Source organism: Curtobacterium sp. 1544 (assembly GCF_040544915.1).
GTDB classification, from domain to species: domain Bacteria; phylum Actinomycetota; class Actinomycetes; order Actinomycetales; family Microbacteriaceae; genus Curtobacterium; species Curtobacterium pusillum_C.
In genome coordinates this window covers 81,702-98,924 of the sequence record NZ_JBEPKX010000013.1, presented here as the reverse complement: position 1 = coordinate 98,924, position 17,223 = coordinate 81,702, and the positions used below count along the sequence as shown (strand labels likewise).

The 17,223-nt window shown below is 71.1% G+C and carries 14 protein-coding genes; 5 read left to right on the top strand and 9 right to left on the bottom strand.

What is annotated here, in order from left to right; genetic code table 11:
* Positions 1–248 precede the first annotated feature (248 nt).
* Complete coding sequence (locus ABIC61_RS09945; RefSeq protein WP_079238571.1) at positions 249–878, top strand: ATP-dependent Clp protease proteolytic subunit; 630 nt, start codon at positions 249–251, stop codon at positions 876–878.
* Positions 879–907: 29 nt separating this feature from the next.
* Positions 908–1,567, top strand: a complete 660-nt coding sequence (locus ABIC61_RS09940) for an ATP-dependent Clp protease proteolytic subunit (protein WP_097180535.1) — start codon at positions 908–910, stop codon at positions 1,565–1,567.
* Positions 1,568–1,644: 77 nt separating this feature from the next.
* On the opposite strand, the gene ABIC61_RS09935 is transcribed toward ABIC61_RS09940, so the two are convergent.
* Entirely contained in the window at positions 1,645–2,310 is a 666-nt protein-coding gene (locus ABIC61_RS09935) for a copper resistance CopC family protein (RefSeq protein ID WP_354029769.1), read from the bottom strand.
* Positions 2,307–3,041: a YcnI family copper-binding membrane protein gene (locus ABIC61_RS09930; protein ID WP_354029768.1), complete on the bottom strand. Its 735-nt coding sequence runs from the start codon at positions 3,039–3,041 to the stop codon at positions 2,307–2,309. Before ABIC61_RS09930 ends, ABIC61_RS09935 begins: the two co-directional genes overlap by 4 nt.
* A gap of 206 nt (positions 3,042–3,247) precedes the next feature.
* Here ABIC61_RS09930 and clpX point away from each other — a divergent pair, with 206 nt between their 5' ends.
* Positions 3,248–4,528 (top strand): ATP-dependent Clp protease ATP-binding subunit ClpX, encoded by a 1,281-nt coding sequence (gene clpX, locus ABIC61_RS09925; RefSeq protein ID WP_144754825.1) that lies wholly within the window; start codon positions 3,248–3,250, stop codon positions 4,526–4,528.
* A gap of 152 nt (positions 4,529–4,680) precedes the next feature.
* On the opposite strand, the gene ABIC61_RS09920 is transcribed toward clpX, so the two are convergent.
* Complete coding sequence (locus ABIC61_RS09920) at positions 4,681–6,708, bottom strand: M3 family metallopeptidase (protein WP_354029767.1); 2,028 nt, start codon at positions 6,706–6,708, stop codon at positions 4,681–4,683.
* 93 nt (positions 6,709–6,801) lie between these two features.
* Positions 6,802–7,395, bottom strand: a complete 594-nt coding sequence (locus ABIC61_RS09915) for a TetR/AcrR family transcriptional regulator (protein WP_354029766.1) — start codon at positions 7,393–7,395, stop codon at positions 6,802–6,804.
* Between the two features lie 121 nt (positions 7,396–7,516).
* On the opposite strand from ABIC61_RS09915, the gene ABIC61_RS09910 reads away from it, so the two are divergent.
* On the top strand, positions 7,517–8,353 hold the full coding sequence (locus ABIC61_RS09910) for an alpha/beta fold hydrolase (RefSeq protein ID WP_354029765.1): 837 nt from the start codon (positions 7,517–7,519) through the stop codon (positions 8,351–8,353).
* An 87-nt stretch (positions 8,354–8,440) separates the two neighbouring features.
* On the opposite strand, the gene ABIC61_RS09905 is transcribed toward ABIC61_RS09910, so the two are convergent.
* Together ABIC61_RS09905 and valS are read right to left on the bottom strand one after the other, a co-directional pair.
* The gene (locus tag ABIC61_RS09905) at positions 8,441–8,692 is read right to left on the bottom strand and encodes a hypothetical protein (RefSeq protein ID WP_354029764.1); all 252 of its coding nucleotides are present in this window, start codon (positions 8,690–8,692) and stop codon (positions 8,441–8,443) included.
* 41 nt (positions 8,693–8,733) lie between these two features.
* A complete protein-coding gene (valS, locus tag ABIC61_RS09900) occupies positions 8,734–11,328 on the bottom strand; it encodes a valine--tRNA ligase (protein WP_354029763.1) in 2,595 nt (864 codons plus the stop codon).
* Positions 11,329–11,600: 272 nt separating this feature from the next.
* Here valS and proP point away from each other — a divergent pair, with 272 nt between their 5' ends.
* A complete protein-coding gene (gene proP, locus ABIC61_RS09895; RefSeq protein ID WP_354029762.1) occupies positions 11,601–13,181 on the top strand; it encodes a glycine betaine/L-proline transporter ProP in 1,581 nt (526 codons plus the stop codon).
* Between the two features lie 500 nt (positions 13,182–13,681).
* On the opposite strand, the gene ABIC61_RS09890 is transcribed toward proP, so the two are convergent.
* From ABIC61_RS09890 to ABIC61_RS09880, 3 genes are read right to left on the bottom strand one after another with little or no spacing between them, the layout of a single operon-like run.
* On the bottom strand, positions 13,682–15,310 hold the full coding sequence (locus ABIC61_RS09890; protein WP_354029761.1) for an ATP-binding cassette domain-containing protein: 1,629 nt from the start codon (positions 15,308–15,310) through the stop codon (positions 13,682–13,684).
* Positions 15,307–16,188, bottom strand: a complete 882-nt coding sequence (locus tag ABIC61_RS09885; RefSeq protein ID WP_354029760.1) for an ABC transporter permease — start codon at positions 16,186–16,188, stop codon at positions 15,307–15,309. The genes ABIC61_RS09890 and ABIC61_RS09885 overlap by 4 nt, the downstream gene beginning before the upstream one ends.
* Positions 16,185–17,216, bottom strand: a complete 1,032-nt coding sequence (locus ABIC61_RS09880; RefSeq protein WP_260852672.1) for an ABC transporter permease — start codon at positions 17,214–17,216, stop codon at positions 16,185–16,187. Before ABIC61_RS09880 ends, ABIC61_RS09885 begins: the two co-directional genes overlap by 4 nt.
* Between the last annotated feature and the right edge of the window lie 7 nt (positions 17,217–17,223).

The following is a 17,223-nucleotide window of genomic DNA, read 5'->3' as shown; positions in this document are numbered from 1 at the left end:
CGCGGGGGCCCGCCGCCCCGCGGCCCGCGGTCCGCTGTTGTAGGGCGCGGGGGCCGCCCCCCCCCCCCCGGGTGGGGGGGGGGCCCCCCCCCCCCCCCCCCGCCCGGGGGGGGGGGGGGGGCCCCCGCCCCCCCCCCCCCTCCACTCCGTTTGCGGGCCACCCGCATTGCCGACAGCGAACACACGCGAAGTGGTGCGTTGCAACCGATAAGTTCGACAACAAGCGACAACTGAACGGGAGCTTTTCCATGGCCGAAGCAACACTGAACCCCAGTGTTTTTGACCGCCTTCTGAGAGACCGGATCGTGTGGCTCGGCTCCGAGGTCCGCGACGACAACTCGAACGAGATCGCAGCCAAGCTGCTGCTGCTCGCCGCCGAGGACCCTGAGAAGGACATCTACCTCTACATCAACTCGCCCGGTGGCTCGATCACCGCCGGCATGGCGATCTACGACACGATGCAGTTCGTGCCGAACGACATCGTCACGGTGGGCATCGGCCTCGCCGCCTCGATGGGGCAGTTCCTGCTCTCGTCCGGCACCCCGGGCAAGCGCTACATCACGCCGAACGCCCGCGTGCTCCTGCACCAGCCGTCGGGTGGCTTCGGTGGGACGGCTGCCGACATCCAGACGCAGGCGAAGGTCATCCTCGACATGAAGCAGCGGATGGCCGAGCTCACGGCGGAGCAGACCGGCAAGTCGATCGAGCAGATCCTCAAGGACAACGACCGCGACAACTGGTTCACGGCGCAGGAAGCCCTCGAGTACGGCTTCGTCGACCACCTCCGCGCGTCGAGCGCCGAGGTCATCGGCGGCGGTGGCACCGTCGCCGACGGCGAGACCCCCACCGCAGCGGCCGAGCCCGACGCCCAGTCCTGACCCGACCCACCGAAGAAAAGGAAACGAGAATGCATCTCCCCATGCTCGGTGGCGCGCAGAACGTCCCGGCCCCCACTGATCGGTACATCCTGCCGAGCTTCGAAGAGCGCACGGCCTACGGCTACAAGCGGCAGGACCCGTACGCGAAGCTGTTCGAGGACCGCATCGTGTTCCTCGGCGTTCAGGTCGACGACGCCTCGGCGGACGACGTCATGGCGCAGCTGCTCGTGCTCGAGTCGATGGACCCGGACCGCGACATCGTGATGTACATCAACTCGCCCGGTGGCTCGTTCACCGCGATGACGGCGATCTACGACACGATGCAGTACATCCGTCCGCAGATCCAGACGGTCTGCCTCGGTCAGGCCGCTTCGGCCGCGTCGGTGCTCCTCGCCGCCGGCACCCCCGGCAAGCGTCTGGCGCTGCCGAACGCCCGCGTGCTCATCCACCAGCCCGCGACCCAGCAGGGTGGCGGTCAGGCGTCCGACATCGAGATCCAGGCGGCGGAGATCCTCCGCATGCGCACCTGGCTCGAGGAGACGCTGTCGAAGCACTCGAACCGGACGCCGGAGCAGGTCAACAACGACATCGAGCGCGACAAGATCATGTCCGCCGAAGAAGCCCTCGAGTACGGCCTGATCGACCAGGTCCTCACGAGCCGCAAGAACCTGCCGGCGCTCGTCAAGTAAGACCGACGACCCGCAACACGCGAAGGCCCCGCACCGATCGGTGCGGGGCCTTCGTCGTGCGCGGTGTTCCCGGTGCGTCAGTCCTCGTCGGTGTCGTCCGCCGCGGGGGCGGGACGGCGGCGGAGGAGCAGCAGGACGGCGACGACCACGCCGACCAGGACGACCCCGCCGGCTCCGATCCAGAGCGCGTCGGACGCGGCCGAGTCACCGTTCCCCGAAGCGGTGCCCGTGGTGTCGGCGCTCGCGCTCGCGTCGCTCCCCGCAGTGGCGCACACCGGGGGCTTCGCCGCACCCTTCGCGGGCGTGAACCCGGCGGGGGTGTCCCACGTGAACGCGTACTCGTCGGACACGGTGTGGCCGTCGGCGGAGACGATCTGCCACTCGACGGTGTACTTGCCCGAGTCGCCGAGGGCGGCCTTCGTGGTCATGGACGGGCCGTCGACGTCGAGGCAGCCGTCCTCGTAGTACTTCCCGTCCGGCCCGACGATCCGGTACGCGAACCCGGCGTCCGAGCCGCCGATGTCGAGCAGCTTGTCGTTCGTGGTGATCTCGAACGCGTCGGGCAGCGAGGTCAGGGTGCCGTCGACCTTCGGGGTCGAGGCGACCATGTAGTTGTGCGCGCTGGCCGGACCGGCGAGTCCGAGGACGGAACCGCCCGCGACGGCGACGGCCGCGGCGGTCCCGGCCACGAGCCTCCAGGCCCGTCGACCGGCCCGCGCACGACGTGCGTCGCGCTCGGTCACTTGGAGGCGCTCCGGCGACGCGTGTTCGCGACGGCGACGACCAGGGCGACCGCGCCGAGCACCAGGCCACCGAGGCCCAGGAAGCGGCCGACCAGGTCGGGGTCGGCGGGCGTGGTCGACGCCGGAGCGGCGGCTTCGGTCGCCTCGGCGCCGTGGGAGCCGTGGCCGTCCTCGTCACCCGCGGTCTCCGCGGCGGTCAGGGTGATCGACGGGGCCGGGTGCTCGGGCTCGGCTTCGCCGGCCTTCTGCTCCTGGTTCCACTCGACGGACCCCTTCTCGCAGGTCTGGATCGCCGGGAACTCGACGAGGTCGCCCGCCTTGCCGTCCGGCAGCGAGAACGACAGCGAGAAGGTGTCGCGCTCGTCGGCGGGGAGCGGTGTCTTCGCCGTGTAGACGACGCTCGTGACACGCTCACCGGCGTCCTCGGCGGACTCGTCGTCGGTGGCGGCCGAGGCGCTCGTGTACGGCTCGGTCGTCTTCGTGATGGTCCAGTTCGGGTTGACCGTCGGCGTGACCTCGATGATCGACTCCGGCACCTCGAACGCGATCCGCGTGGTCGGGGAGCCGTCGCAGCCGTGTGGCAGGGAGAACGTCGCGGTCGTGTACGAGTTCGCCGCGGTCGACGTGGCGGTGGCCGACACGTGCGCGCTGGCGACACCCGCGGTGCCGAGGACGATGAGCGCGGTGACGCCGAGGGTCGCGGTGCCGACGACGGCGAGACGCTGGGGCATGGGGTTCCTTCCGGAGCTGCAGTTCTACAAGTTGTAGAGAAGTCGTGGACACGGTAGCAGGATCGAACGCCCTGGGCGAACGCGCCGGGCGAAACCGGCCCGGCGTCGCGGCTGGTGTCATCGGTTGCGATTAGGCTCGTGCACAGTCGGATGGGTCGTTGGGCAGCATCCGGCGATCGCAGCGGTCAACCAGGGAGGGCACCGACATGGCACGCATCGGAGAGAGCGCTGACCTGCTCAAGTGCTCCTTCTGCGGCAAGAGCCAGAAGCAGGTCCAGCAGCTCATCGCCGGTCCCGGCGTGTACATCTGCGACGAGTGCGTCGAGTTGTGCAACGAGATCATCGAGGAGCGACTGGCCGAGGCCGGCGAGGACACTGCCGGCGGCGAGTTCGAGCTCCCGAAGCCGCGCGAGATCTTCGACTTCCTGCAGGAGTACGTCATCGGGCAGGACCCGGCGAAGCGCTCCCTGGCCGTCGCCGTCTACAACCACTACAAGCGCATCCGGGCCCAGGGCCAGATCACCGCTGCCGAGGACCGCGACGACGTCGAGATCGCGAAGTCGAACATCCTGCTGATCGGCCCGACGGGCTGCGGCAAGACGTACCTCGCGCAGACGCTCGCGAAGCGCCTCAACGTGCCGTTCGCCGTCGCGGACGCCACCGCCCTGACCGAGGCCGGCTACGTCGGCGAGGACGTCGAGAACATCCTCCTCAAGCTCATCCAGGCGGCCGACTACGACGTGAAGCGTGCCGAGACCGGCATCATCTACATCGACGAGGTCGACAAGATCGCGCGCAAGGCCGAGAACCCCTCGATCACGCGCGACGTCTCGGGCGAGGGCGTGCAGCAGGCGCTGCTCAAGATCCTCGAGGGCACGGTCGCCTCCGTCCCGCCGCAGGGCGGTCGGAAGCACCCGCACCAGGAGTTCATCCAGATCGACACGACGAACGTGCTGTTCATCGTGGCGGGGGCGTTCGCCGGGCTCGAGGACATCGTGTCCTCGCGCGTCGGCAAGCGGGGGATCGGCTTCGGTGCACCGCTGCACAGCGCCACCGACCACCAGGACCTCTACTCCGAGGTCCTGCCGGAGGACCTGCACAAGTTCGGGCTCATCCCGGAGTTCATCGGTCGTCTTCCCGTTGTGACCACGGTGTCGCAGCTCGACCAGTCCGCGCTCATGCAGATCCTCACCGAGCCGAAGAACGCGCTCGTCAAGCAGTACCAGCGGATGTTCCAGATCGACGGCGTCGAGCTGGAGTTCGACCGTGGTGCGCTCGAGGCGATCGCCGACCTGGCCGTGCTCCGGCAGACCGGTGCCCGCGGGCTCCGGGCCATCCTCGAAGAGGTCCTCGGCCCGGTGATGTTCGACGTCCCCTCGGACGACGACGTCGCCCGGGTCGTGATCACGCGGGAGTCGGTGCTCGAGAACGCGGCGCCGACGATCGTGCCGCGTCCGCGGGCGAAGCGGGTCGAGAAGTCGGCCTAGGCGACCCCCGCGAAGGGCCCGCACCGTCTGTCGGTGCGGGCCCTTCGTCGTCGGGGCAGTCGGTGCGGCCCGCGGTTCGACGCCTGGTTCCTCCCGGTACGCGCGGAAGCGCCCGCGCCCGCGCCCGCTCCCGCGCCGGCGCCCCCGCGCGCCTACTCCAGCCCGCGGCGGCGCAGCAGCGGCCCCACTTCGGCGTCACGCCCGCGGAAGTCGCGGTACGCCTCGAGCGGGTCCTTCGCCCCGCCGACGCCGAGCAACTTCTCGGCGAAGCGCGCACCGGCCTCGCGAGAGAGTCCACCGTGCTCGCGGAACCACTCCACGGTGTCGGCGTCGAGTACCTCGGACCAGATGTACCCGTAGTACCCGGCGTCGTACCCGCCGGAGAACGTGTGCGCGAAGTACGTCGACGAGTAGCGCGGCGGGACGGCCTCGACGGCGATGCCGGCATCGGCCAGGGCCTGACGCTCGAACGCCTCGACGTCCGTGACCTCCGCAGCCGAAGCGGCCGACAGCCGGTGCCACGCCTGGTCGAGCAACGCGGCAGCGAGGTACTCGGTGGTGGCGAAGCCCTCGTTGAACCCGGCCGAGTCGCTCAGCCCGAGGACGAGCTCCGGGGGCAGGGGTGCGCCGGTCTCGTGGTGCTTCGCGTAGTTCGCCAGCACGGACGGCCACGACACCCACATCTCGTTCACCTGGCTCGGGAACTCGACGAAGTCGCGCTCGACGTTCGTGCCCGAGAAGCGCGGGTACGTCGTCCGGGCGATGAGGCCGTGCAGCGCGTGCCCGAACTCGTGGAAGAGCGTCTCGACCTCGTCCTGGATGAGGAGCGTCGGGGACCCGGCGGCGGGCTTCGCGACGTTGAGGTTGTTCACCACGACGGGCAGCGTGCCGAGCAGCGCGGACTGCTCGACGACGGGGTTCATCCACGCGCCGCCGCGCTTGCCGTCCCGCGTGTACAGGTCGAGCAGGTAGAGGCCGACCTCCTCGCCGGAAGCCCCGTGCACCTCGAATACGCGGACCTCGTCGTTGTAGCCGTGCAGGTCCGGGCGCTCCGTGAAGGTCAGGCCGTAGAGCTCGCCGGCGGCGTGGAAGACGCCGTCGTGCAGGACCCGGTCAGCCTCGAAGTACGGGCGGAGCGCCGAGCTGTCGGCGGCGAACTGCTCGCCGCGCAGGATCTCGGTGGCGTACGCCCAGTCCCAGGCCTCGACGTCGAAGCCGACGGTGCGGGAGCGGACGGCTCGTTCGTCATCCGCGTTCGCCGCCGCCGCCGGCACGAGGGACGAGAGGAGTCCCTCGACGGCCTCGGGCGTCTTCGCGGTCTCGTCGGCGGTGACCACGGCCGCGTGGTTCGGGAAGCCGAGGAGCTCGGCACGCTCGGCGCGGAGCCGCACGATGCGGAGCAGGACCTCGCGGTTGTCGTGCTCGTTGCCGCGGCGGCCGCGCGACTGCGAGGCGCGCATGATCCGCTCGCGCAGGTCGCGGTTCGCCAGCGACGACAGCCACGGGTGCCCGGTGTAGAGGGGCAGCGTGATGAGCCACCCCTCGAGGCCGCGGTCGGCGGCGGCCCCGGCGGCGGCGGACTTCGCGCCGTCGTCGAGGCCCTCCAGCTCGGTCTCGTCGGTTACGTGCACCGCGAGGTCGTTCGTGTCCTCGAGCAGGTTCCGCTCGAACGTGGTGGTGAGCGTCGAGAGCTCCTGGTTGATCGCGGTCAGGCGCTCCTTCCCGGCGTCGTCGAGGCCGGCGCCGGCGAGTGTCATCTCGGTGAGCGTCCGCTCGACCAGGCGGCGGTCCTCGGCGGTGAGGTCGGTCCGGTCGCCGAGCCCGTCGTGCACGGCACGTACACGGGCGTACAGCCGGCTGTCGAGGGTGATCGCGTCGCGGTGGGCGGCGAGGAGCGGCGAGACCTCGGCCTCGAGGTCGTGCAGCTCCGGCGTCGAGTCCGCCGACGACAGGGTGAAGAACACGTGGCTGACGCGGGCGAGTCGCTGCCCGGTGCGCTCGAGTGCCACGAGGGTGTTCTCGAAGGTCGGGGTCTCGGACGAGGCGGCGATCGCCTCGACCTCGGTGCGCTGCTCGGCGAGGCCTGCGTCGAAGGCTGGGCGGTAGTGCTCGAGCCGCACGTCGCGGAACGGCGGGAGGGCGTAGGGGAGAGTGCTCGGTTCGTCGAACGGGGTTGCCATCTCACCACCCTACGGACGCTGCGCGACCGCGGGGCGGACTGGAGGCCCGTGGCGGCGCCGCCACGCGCCTCCAGTCCGCTCTGGGGTTGCGTCTCAGGCGCGGGTGACGGCGTCGATCAGGGTCTCGGCGGCGCGGCGGGCGTGCACGGCGGGGGCCGTGGTGCCGGCGATGGCCGCGGTGGTCTGCGCGCCCTCGGCCAGGAGCGCGAGCTGTGCGGCGAGCTCCTCGGCGCGGGCCGGGTCGGACACCGCGTCGGCGGTGAGGTCCTGCACGAACCGCTGGAAGGAGTCCTTGTGGTCGCGGGCGATCTCGGCCACAGCGGGGGAGGTCGCCCCGAGCTCGCCGAACGCGTTGATGAACCCGCAGCCGCGGAACGTGTCGTCGCCGAACCACGACTCGAGGAAGTCGTACATCGCCAGCAGCTTGTCGCGCGGCGTCGAGGCGGCGTCGACCGCGCCGTGCACCCCGCGCTCCCAGACGTCGTGGCGGCCGGCGAGCACGGCGGCGATGAGCTGCTCCTTGCCCGGGAACGCCGCGTACAGCTTCTTGAGGGACACCCCGGCACCGGTACGGATCGCGTCCATCCCGACGGACTGGATCCCGCGCGCGTAGAACAGCTGGTCGGCGACGTCGACGATGTGTGCCCGGGTGTCCGGGTCGACGGTCGAGAGCATGCTGCTTGCCATGACGTACCCCGTTCGCTGCGCGTTCACCGTTCCCGACTTGCGCGGGGAACGAACGTTCTCTAGTGTAGACGACATCAGCGGAGAACGATCGTTCTCCGCGAATCTCAGGGAAGGAACCACCATGGGTGCCATCACCGTCGGGACCGAGAACAGCGTCGACATCGAACTCCACTACGAGGACAAGGGCACCGGTCAGCCGATCGTCCTGATCCACGGATTCCCGCTCGACGGCAACTCGTGGGAGGGGCAGGTCCCGCCGCTCCTCGAGGCCGGCTACCGCGTGATCACGTACGACCGCCGCGGCTTCGGGCAGTCCTCGCAGCCGAGCACCGGCTACGACTACGACACCTTCGCCGACGACCTGCACGCCGTCCTCGAGACCCTCGACCTGCGCGACGTGATCCTGGTCGGCTTCTCGATGGGCACCGGCGAGATCGCCCGCTACATCGGCCGCCACGGTGAGGACCGGATCGCCAAGGTCGCGTTCCTGGCCTCGCTCGAGCCGTTCCTCGCGATCACGGACGACAACCCCGACGGCGCCGGCCCGATGTCGTTCTTCGAGGGCATCGCGGCTGACGTGAAGAAGGACCGGTACGCGTACTTCACGAACTTCTACCAGGACTTCTTCAACCTGTCGGAGAACCTCGGCTCGCGCATCTCCGAGGAAGCCGTCCGGAACGCCTGGAACGTCGCAGCGGGTTCGGGTGCGATCGCCTCCGCCGCAGCACCCCTGACCTGGCCGACCGACTTCCGTCAGGACATCCCGAAGGTCACCGTCCCGGCGCTGATCGTGCACGGCACGGCGGACAACATCCTGCCGATCGACGCCACCGGTCGCCGCTTCACCAAGGCGCTGCCGGCTGCGGAGTACGTCGAGATCGAGGGCGCCCCGCACGGCCTGCTCACCACGCACACCGCCGAGGTGAACGAGGTGCTGCTCACCTGGCTCGCGAAGTAGCGCGGAGTTCGTTCGACTGAGCAGAAGACGTCGAGTGCATCGGATGCACTCGACGTCTTCTGCTCAGTGGACGAGACCGGACCCGGCTCAGTCCTCTTCGGGGGCGTCGTCCGGGTTCGTGACCTGGGCGTGGCCGGCGTCGTCGAGGTGGATGGACGTGCCGTCGTCGAGCGCGACCATCGGCTTGCCCTCGAGGAACGTCAGGGTCCAGCCCCACCCCGCCGTGTCGACGGACTCGTCCGCGAGCTCGCCCTCGACCTCGCGCACGGCGACGACCATCGCCTCGGGGAGTTGCCCGGGCGCCTCGGCGCCCACGTTCCAGCGTCTGCCCAACTGCATCCGTGCCTCCAGTCCGTCTGCCGACCCCGTCGCGACCGCGACTACGCCTGCTGCTCAGCCAACTCGATCTCGGTCACCGCGAGCTCCGCGCCGTCCGCGAACGACAGGTTCTCGATGCGGCCGACGGACGCCAGGTCGACCGCCGCGCGCTCGATGAGCGCCCGCGTCTCGGCCGGGGCCGCCACGACGGCGCGCGTCACGGGCGTCTTCTGGGACGCCTTCGCCGCCGTCTTCGCACCACGGATCCCGATGAGCGCCTGCCCGACGGCGGCCAGCAGCCCCGTCGGCTCGGCCTGGGTGGGCAGCTCGGCGACGGTCGGCCAGGAGGCACGGTGCACGCTGGTCTCGTGGGTCCAGGCCCACACTTCCTCCGTCGCGAACGGGATGAACGGTGCCAGCAGACGGAGCAGTGCGTCGATCGCGGCGCGCAGCGCCAGGACCGCGCTCGCCTGCGTCTCGTGCGTCGACTCGGTCGCGGTGCCGTACGCACGCTCCTTCACGAGCTCGAGGTAGTCGTCGCAGAAGGTCCAGAAGAAGCGCTCGATGACCTCGAGGGCGCGGGCGTGGTCGAACCCGTCGAACGCCGTGGTGGCCTGCTCGATGACCGATCCGAGCTCGGCGAGCATGTCGACGTCGAGCGGCTCGGTGACGCTCGTGGCTCCCTCGGGCAGCGGGAAGCCGTAGACGAACTTCGCCGCGTTGAGGACCTTGATCGCCAGACGACGGCCGACCTTGATCTGCTTCGGGTTCTGCGGGTCGAAGGCTGCATCGGTGCCGAGCTTCGACGAGGCCGCCCAGTAGCGGACCGCGTCGGCGCCGTGCTGCTCGAGGATCGACAGCGGCGTGACGACGTTGCCCTTCGACTTCGACATCTTCTTGCGGTCCGGGTCCACGATGAAGCCCGAGATGCTCGCGTGCTTCCACGGCACCGTGTCGGCCTCGAGCTGGCTGCGGAGCACCGTCGTGAAGAGCCACGTGCGGATGATGTCCTGCGCCTGCGGGCGGACGTCGTACGGGTACACGAGGTCGTAGAGCGCCGGGTCGGTCTCCCACTTGCCCGCGAGCTGCGGGGTGAGCGACGAGGTGGCCCAGGTGTCCATCACGTCGAGCTCGCCCTGGAACCCACCGGCGACGCCGCGTTGGTCCTCCGTGTAGCCCGGGGCCGGCTCGGACGCCGGGTCGACGGGCAGCTGGGCCTCGGTCGGGACGATCGGCTGGTCGAACACCGGGTTGCCGTCGGCGTCGAGCTGGTACCAGACGGGCAGCGGGACGCCGAAGAAGCGCTGGCGCGAGATGAGCCAGTCGCCGGACAGGCCGCCGACCCAGTTGTCGTAGCGGACGCGCATGAAGTCCGGGTGGAAGGCGATCTCCTCGCCGCGCTGACGGAGCGTCGCCTTGAGCTGCTCGTCGCGGGCACCGTTCACGATGTACCACTGGCGGGTGGAGACGATCTCGAGCGGCTTGTCGCCCTTCTCGAAGAACTTCACCGGGTGGTTGATCGTCTTGACGTCGCCGATCAGGTCGCCGGACTCGGTCAGGGCGTCCACGACGACCTTCTTCGCCGAGAACACGGTCTTGCCGGCCATCTCGGCGTAGAGGGCTTTGCCCCCGTCGGACTCGATCCACGCCGGCTCGTCGGAGCGGACGCGGCCGTCGAACCCGATGATCGCGCGGTTCGGCAGCTGCAGCTCGCGCCACCACACGACGTCGGTGGTGTCACCGAACGTGCAGACCATCGCGATGCCGGCGCCCTTGTCCTTCTGCGCGAGGTGGTGTGCGAGCACCGGGACCTCGACGTCGAACAGGGGGGAGCGGACGGTCGTGCCGAAGAGGTCCTGGAAGCGCTCGTCGTCCGGGTGCGCGACGAGGGCGACGCACGCGGGGAGGAGCTCCGGGCGGGTGGTCTGGATGACGACGTCGCCCGTGCCGTCCGACTTGTGGAACGCGATGCCGTGGTAGGCGCCCGGCATCTCCTTGTCCTCGAGCTCGGCCTGTGCCACGGCGGTGCGGAACGTCACGTCCCAGAGCGTCGGGGCGTCGGCCTGGTAGGCCTCGCCGCGCTCGAGGTTGCGGAGGAACGCGCGCTGGGCGCTGGCGCGCGAGGTGTCGTCGATCGTGCGGTACGACTGCGTCCAGTCCACCGACAGGCCGAGCGTGCGGAAGAGGTGCTCGAACTGCTGCTCGTCCTGCACGGTCAGGCGCTCGCACAGCTCGATGAAGTTGCGACGGGACACCGGGATCTGGTCGGCGGCCTTGCTCGACTTGTTGTCGCCGCCCTCGAACGGCGGCACGAAGGTGGCGTCGTAGGGGAGCTGCGGGTCGCAGCGGACGCCGTAGTAGTTCTGCACGCGGCGCTCGGTGGGGAGACCGTTGTCGTCCCAGCCCATCGGGTAGAAGACGTGCTTGCCGCGCATGCGCTCGTACCGGGCCTTGAGGTCGGTGTGCGTGTACGAGAACACGTGCCCGATGTGCAGCGAACCGGAGGCGGTCGGCGGCGGGGTGTCGATCGAGTAGACGTTGCTGCGGTCACCAGCGGCGTCGCGGTCGAAGCGGTAGGTGCCGTCCTGCTCCCACACGGGGCCCCAGACGTCTTCGAGACCGTCCACCGTGGGCTTCTCGGGCATGGGCTTCGTCATGGCGGCCTTCCGTTCCGTGCGGTGCTGCGACCGCTCTGTGCGGCACCGAGTCCGTGATGAGGTGCCTGAGTGTGCGCGCGTGCTGCGCGGTGGTTCGATCGTAGTGGAGCGACCGGGGCAGTGCAGCGCGCCTACCACACCGGAACTGCGGACACGCCGATCACCTGATAGTCTGTCGGAGTTTGTCCGGCGGGCGCGGCGTCCGTGAGGACTGCACCGTTGCTCTCCGCCGGACGCCCGAAGGCAAGACACAGCACTACCGGAGGAACGACTTGGCACCGAACGAAGCACACCGTCCGCACGGCGATCGGCCGTTGCGCACGAAGGCAGCGGCGAAGCGCGCGCGCCGCAAGCTCACCGAGGACGACGTCACCGTCGTCGAGGAGTCGCTGCTCAAGCGCGCCGTCGCCGCCGCCGCGCTCGGCAACGCCATGGAGTGGTTCGACTTCGGCATCTTCGCGTACCTGACGGTCACCATCTCGCAGGTGTTCCTGCCGCAGGGCGACCCGGCCGCGAACATCGTCGCGACGTTCGGCTTCTTCGCCGCGGCGTTCATCGTCCGACCGATCGGTGGCGCCGTCTTCGGCCCGATCGGCGACAAGATCGGCCGACAGAAGGTCCTCGCCCTGACGATGATCCTGATGGCCGCGGGCACGCTCATGATCGGCCTGATCCCGTCGTACGACTCGATCGGCTTCTGGGCACCCATCCTGCTGCTCGTCGCCCGCTTCGTGCAGGGCTTCTCGACCGGTGGTGAGTACGGCGGCGCCGCGACGTTCATCGCCGAGTACTCGCCCGACAAGCGCCGCGGGTTCATGGGTTCGTGGCTCGAGTTCGGCACCCTCGCCGGCTACGTGCTCGGTGCGTCGATCGTCACCGGCCTGCAGTTCGGCCTGTCCGAGGACGCCCTGCTCAGCTGGGGCTGGCGCATCCCGTTCATCATCGCGGGCCCGCTCGGGCTCATCGGCCTCTACCTGCGCCTCAAGCTGGAGGAGACCCCGGCGTTCCAGAAGCAGCAGGAGCAGGCTGCCGAGCGTGAGTCGCAGAAGACGCCGTTCCTCAAGCTCTTCGCGGAGAACTGGCGCTCGCTGATCATCTGCATCGGCCTGGTCCTGGTCTTCAACGTGACCGACTACATGCTGCTGTCGTACATGCCGGCCTACCTCGAGCAGAACCTCGGACAGAACGCCACGTTCGGTCTCATCCTGATCGTCGTCGTGATGCTGCTCATGATGGTCGTCATCACGTTCGGCGGGCGGCTGTCCGACAAGTTCGGTCGTCGTCCGGTGCTCGCTGCGGGCTGCATCGGCTTCATCCTGCTGTCCTGGCCGGCGCTCAAGCTCGTCCAGACCGGCACGGGCTTCGGGGTGTTCGCGGGCCTGCTCATCCTCGGTGTCGTCCTCGTGACGTTCACCTCGACGATGCCCTCGACCCTGCCGGCGCTCTTCCCGACGATCATCCGGTACGGCGCCCTGGCGATCGCGTTCAACGTGTCGGTGTCGCTCTTCGGTGGCACGACCCCGCTCGCGACCTCGGCCCTGATCAACTGGGCGAAGGACTCCGGTTTCGGGTGGGCCGAGGACATCCCGGCGTTCTACCTGATGCTCGCCGCCGTGATCGGCCTGGTCGCCGTGTACTTCACGAAGGAGACCGCCGCGACGCCGCTCATGGGTTCCGGTCCGACGGTCGGCTCGGAGGACGAGGTCGCCGAGGTCATCGCGGACTACAACGACGAGTCGTCGGAGTTCGCGCAGTCCGACTGGGCGAAGGAGTTCGCCACGAGTGAGATCCCGATCATCTCGGGCGACGCTCCGTCATCGGGGGACGAGAAGAAGGAGCCCGCGGGCTCGTAGTCGCACGGCGCCCCGCAGCGCACCTGCCAGAAACGGGCGTACCCGGTCGATCCTCTCGGCCGGGTACGCCCGTTTCCGCTTCCCATCGCACCCGTTCCGGGAGACACCGGGCACCACCCGCCCGCGCCCGGGGCGACCGGGTGGCGGTCGCACGGCGCGCGCGGGACCGGCACCGCGCCTCCAGGCCGCCGTGTCCTTTCGGGCGTACCTGCCCACTCCGGGCGTACCTGGTCGTTCCTCCCGACCGGGTACGCCCGTTTCCGCTTGCCATCGAGCCCGTTCTGGGAAGGGACGGACACGGCACGGCCTGGAGGCACGGTGCGCGTCCGTCACGGGCGTCGCGCCGTGGCTCCGGTCGCGTCCAGTGCTGCGCGTGCGTCCCGAGACTCGGCCCGGTCGCGCGGTGGTTCGCGCTGAGCGACAGTTCTCGCGCGCTGCGCCGCGAGAACCGTCGCTCAGCGCGAGACTCGGGGCCGCGGCGCTGCCGCGGCGCGCCCGCGCTACGCGACGCCGGTCGCGAGCCGGCCGGCCGCGTGCAGCAGCCGTGCGGTCACGGCGTGCGTCGGTCGGTCGAACACCGACGCCGCGGGACCGTGCTCCACGACGCGCCCCTCGTGCACGACCAGCACGTCGTCGGCCATCCGCCGCACCGCCCGGAGGTCGTGCGACACGAACACCATCGCCACGCCCGTCGTGTCGCGCAGCCCCTCGAGCAGGGTGAGCACGGCGTCCTGCACCGTGGCGTCGAGTGCCGTGACGGGTTCGTCGAGCACGATCACCTCGGGTGAGGTCGCGAGCGCGCGGGCGATCGCGAGCCGCTGCCGTTGCCCGCCGGACAGCGTCAGCGGGGATCGGCGTCGGAGCGCGGGGTCGAGGCCGACCTGTTCGAGCGCCGCGTCGACCCGCTGTCCGAGCGGTCCCCGTGCAGAGCGTTCGGCACCGCCGGAGAACGCGTCCGCGAGGACCCGCTCGACGCTCCACCGCTCGTCGAACGTCGCGCCCGGGTCCTGCACGACCGCAGCGAGCCGGTGCCGGTGCGGGCGTCGGTCGCGTTCGTCGAGCGGGACCCACGGTGCCCCGTCGAGCGTGACGGTTCCGGTGTCGGGGGTCTCGAGCCCGAGCAGGATCCGCGCGAGGGTCGTCTTGCCGGACCCGGACGCGCCGATGACGCCGAGCACCCGCCCTCGTGCGAGCCCGAACGACACGTCGTCGACGGCGCGCACCCCGTCGAACACCCGCGAGATCCCGGCGGCGGCGAGCACCGGGCCCGCACCGTGCGAGGTTCCGCGCGACGTGCGAGCCTCGGAGCCCCGCACCGTGCCCGGTACCTCGCACACTGCGCCAGCGCCAGCGCCAGCGACGTCCGCGCCACCCGCGGCTCGCACCAGCGCCTGGGTCGCCTCGTGCTGCGGCGCGGCGAACACCGAGTCCACCGGGCCCTCCTCGACGACGCGTCCCTCGTGCATGACGACCACCCGGTCGGCCCAGCCCGCGACGAGCCCGAGGTCGTGCGTGATCACGAGGAGTCCGGCCCCGCGCGCCTGCGCGGCACGGAGCTGTTCCATCACCGTGACGGCGACCCCGGCGTCGAGTGCGGTGGTGGGTTCGTCCGCGACGACGAGCTCCGGCGACCCGACCGTCGCGGCGGCGATGAGCGCCCGCTGCCGCATCCCGCCGGACAGGGTCCCGGCGAGCCGACCGTCCGTCGCGATCGACGGGTCCAGCCCGACGGCCTCGAAGGCGGAGCGGACGGCGTCCACCCGCGCGGCCGCGGTCATCTCGGCGTGCAGCCGCAGCGCGTCGGCGACCTCGCGCCCGACGGGACGCAGCGGGTCCAGGGCGCCCAGTGCCTCCTGGCCGACGTAGCCGACACGCGACCCCCGGACCGATCGCCAGCGCCGGTCGGAGAACGCACGGACGTCGAGTCCGGCCACCGTGAGCCGGTCGACCCGGACGGCGGAACCGGCGGCGGACAGGCCCAGCGCGGCGCGCGCGGTGACGGTCTTGCCCGATCCGGACGCGCCGACGAGTGCGACGCACTCGCCCGCCTCGACCCGGAGGGCGACGTCGTGGACGACGGTCGTGCCGCCGATCGCGACGGTGAGGCCGCGCATGTCGAGGACGGTCATCGGAGGGCTCCCGTTCGTCTGATCGCTCGTCCGAGCACCGTCACCGCGGTTGCCAGGACGACGATCGCGAGACCGGGGAAGGTGCTCATCCACGGGGCGGTCTGCAGGTAGGTGCGGCCGTCGGCGAGCATCGCGCCCCACTCCGGGGCCGGTGGTGGCGTGCCGACGCCGAGGTAGCTGAGGGCCGAGGCCCACACGATCGCCTGCCCGATGCCGAGGGTCCCGACCGCGACCACGGGCCAGAGCGCCGCGGGCAGCACGTGCCGGAGGACGATGCGGCCGGGGGAGCGGCCCATCACCACTGCGGTCTCGACGACCTGCGAGGACCGGGCCCGGAGCACGAGCCCCCGCACGATGCGGGCGTACCCGGGCGCGGTGGCGAACCCGACCGCGAGCATCGCCGGGACGGGTCCGGGGCCGGTCACCGCGATGACGACCAGTGCGACGAGCAGCAGCGGCAGGGCGAACGCGACCTCGGTGATCCGTCCCACGACGGCGTCGACCACCCGCCCGCCGAGCCCCGCGACGACGCCGAGCACGATGCCGACCCCGCCGCCGACGAGCGTCGCGACGACCCCGACGACGAGCGAGGCCCGGGTGCCCGCGATCACCCGGGCGAGGACGTCCCGTCCCGACTCGTCGGTGCCGAACGGGTGGGCGCCGCTCGGCGCGAGCAGGGCGTCCGACGGGTGCACGGCGAGCGGGTCGCCGCCACCCAGCAGCGCCGGCCAGACGGCGGCGACGACCGCCACGGCCACCACCACCGCCGCGACTGTGCCGGCCGGTCCGAGCGTCCCCCCACGGAACCGCTCGGGCCGTCCGTCGGACGGGTCGCCCTGAGTACCGGCCTGGAGGCTCGGCTCGGCGATGCCGCTCACCGAGCGCCCGCCTCGGGGCGGGTGACGCGCGGGGCGCGCCGCCGGGTGCGGCCACCGGGTCGGGTCGCGTCGGCACGCGGGTCCACCAGTCGTTCGACGAGGTCGGCGACGGCCAGCACCACGACGTACGCCGCGGCCGACACGAGCGCGATGCCCGCGACGAGGGGCATGTCCCGCTGCGTGACGGCGGTCACGAGGGCGCGGCCGATGCCCGGGAGCGCGAACACCGACTCGACGACGACGGCCCCGGAGACGAGCGACCCGAAGGCCCAGGCGGACAGGGCGATGCCCGGCAGCGCGGCGTGCCGGAGGAGGTGCCGGCCGAAGAGTCCGGCGCGGGTCTCGCCGCGGCTCCGGGCGGCGAGGGCGAACGCCGACCGCTGTGCGTCCACCACGCCGTCGCGGACCGTCTCGGCGAGGTACCCGGCGACCGGCACGGCGACCGTGACCACCGGCAGCACCCAGCCGCGGGCGGTGCCGTCGCTCACCGCGGGGACCCAGCCCAGCGCGCTGGCGAACACTACGATCAGGACGCTGCCTAGCCAGAAGTGCGGCGTGACGCTCGCGGTGACGCTCAGGGCGCTCGTCAGACCGGCGGCGAACCGGCCGCGCTGGGTCGACCACCACGCGGCGACGATCGCGAGCACCCAGGCGACGACGAGCCCGAGGACCGCGAGGGTCAGCGTCACCGGGAGCTGCTGGCCGAGGAGCGTCGCGACCGGGGTGCGGAACGCGTACGAGTCACCGAGGTGCCCGGTCGCCAGGCGCCCGAGGAACACGACGTACTGCACGAGCACCGGTCGGTCGAGGCCGTACTCCTGTCGGACCTGCGCCACTGCCTCGGCCGAGGCCTGCGAGCCGGGTCCGCCGAGGATCGCGAGGGCCGGGTCGCCGGGGATGAGCCGGATCGCGACGAACACGATCGTCGCGACTGCCCAGAGCACGCCGATGCCGCCGGCCAGGCGGCGGAGTCCCCACAGGGCCCACGCCGACCACCCGGCGGGCGTGCTCCGACGTCCGCGACGCAATCCGTGC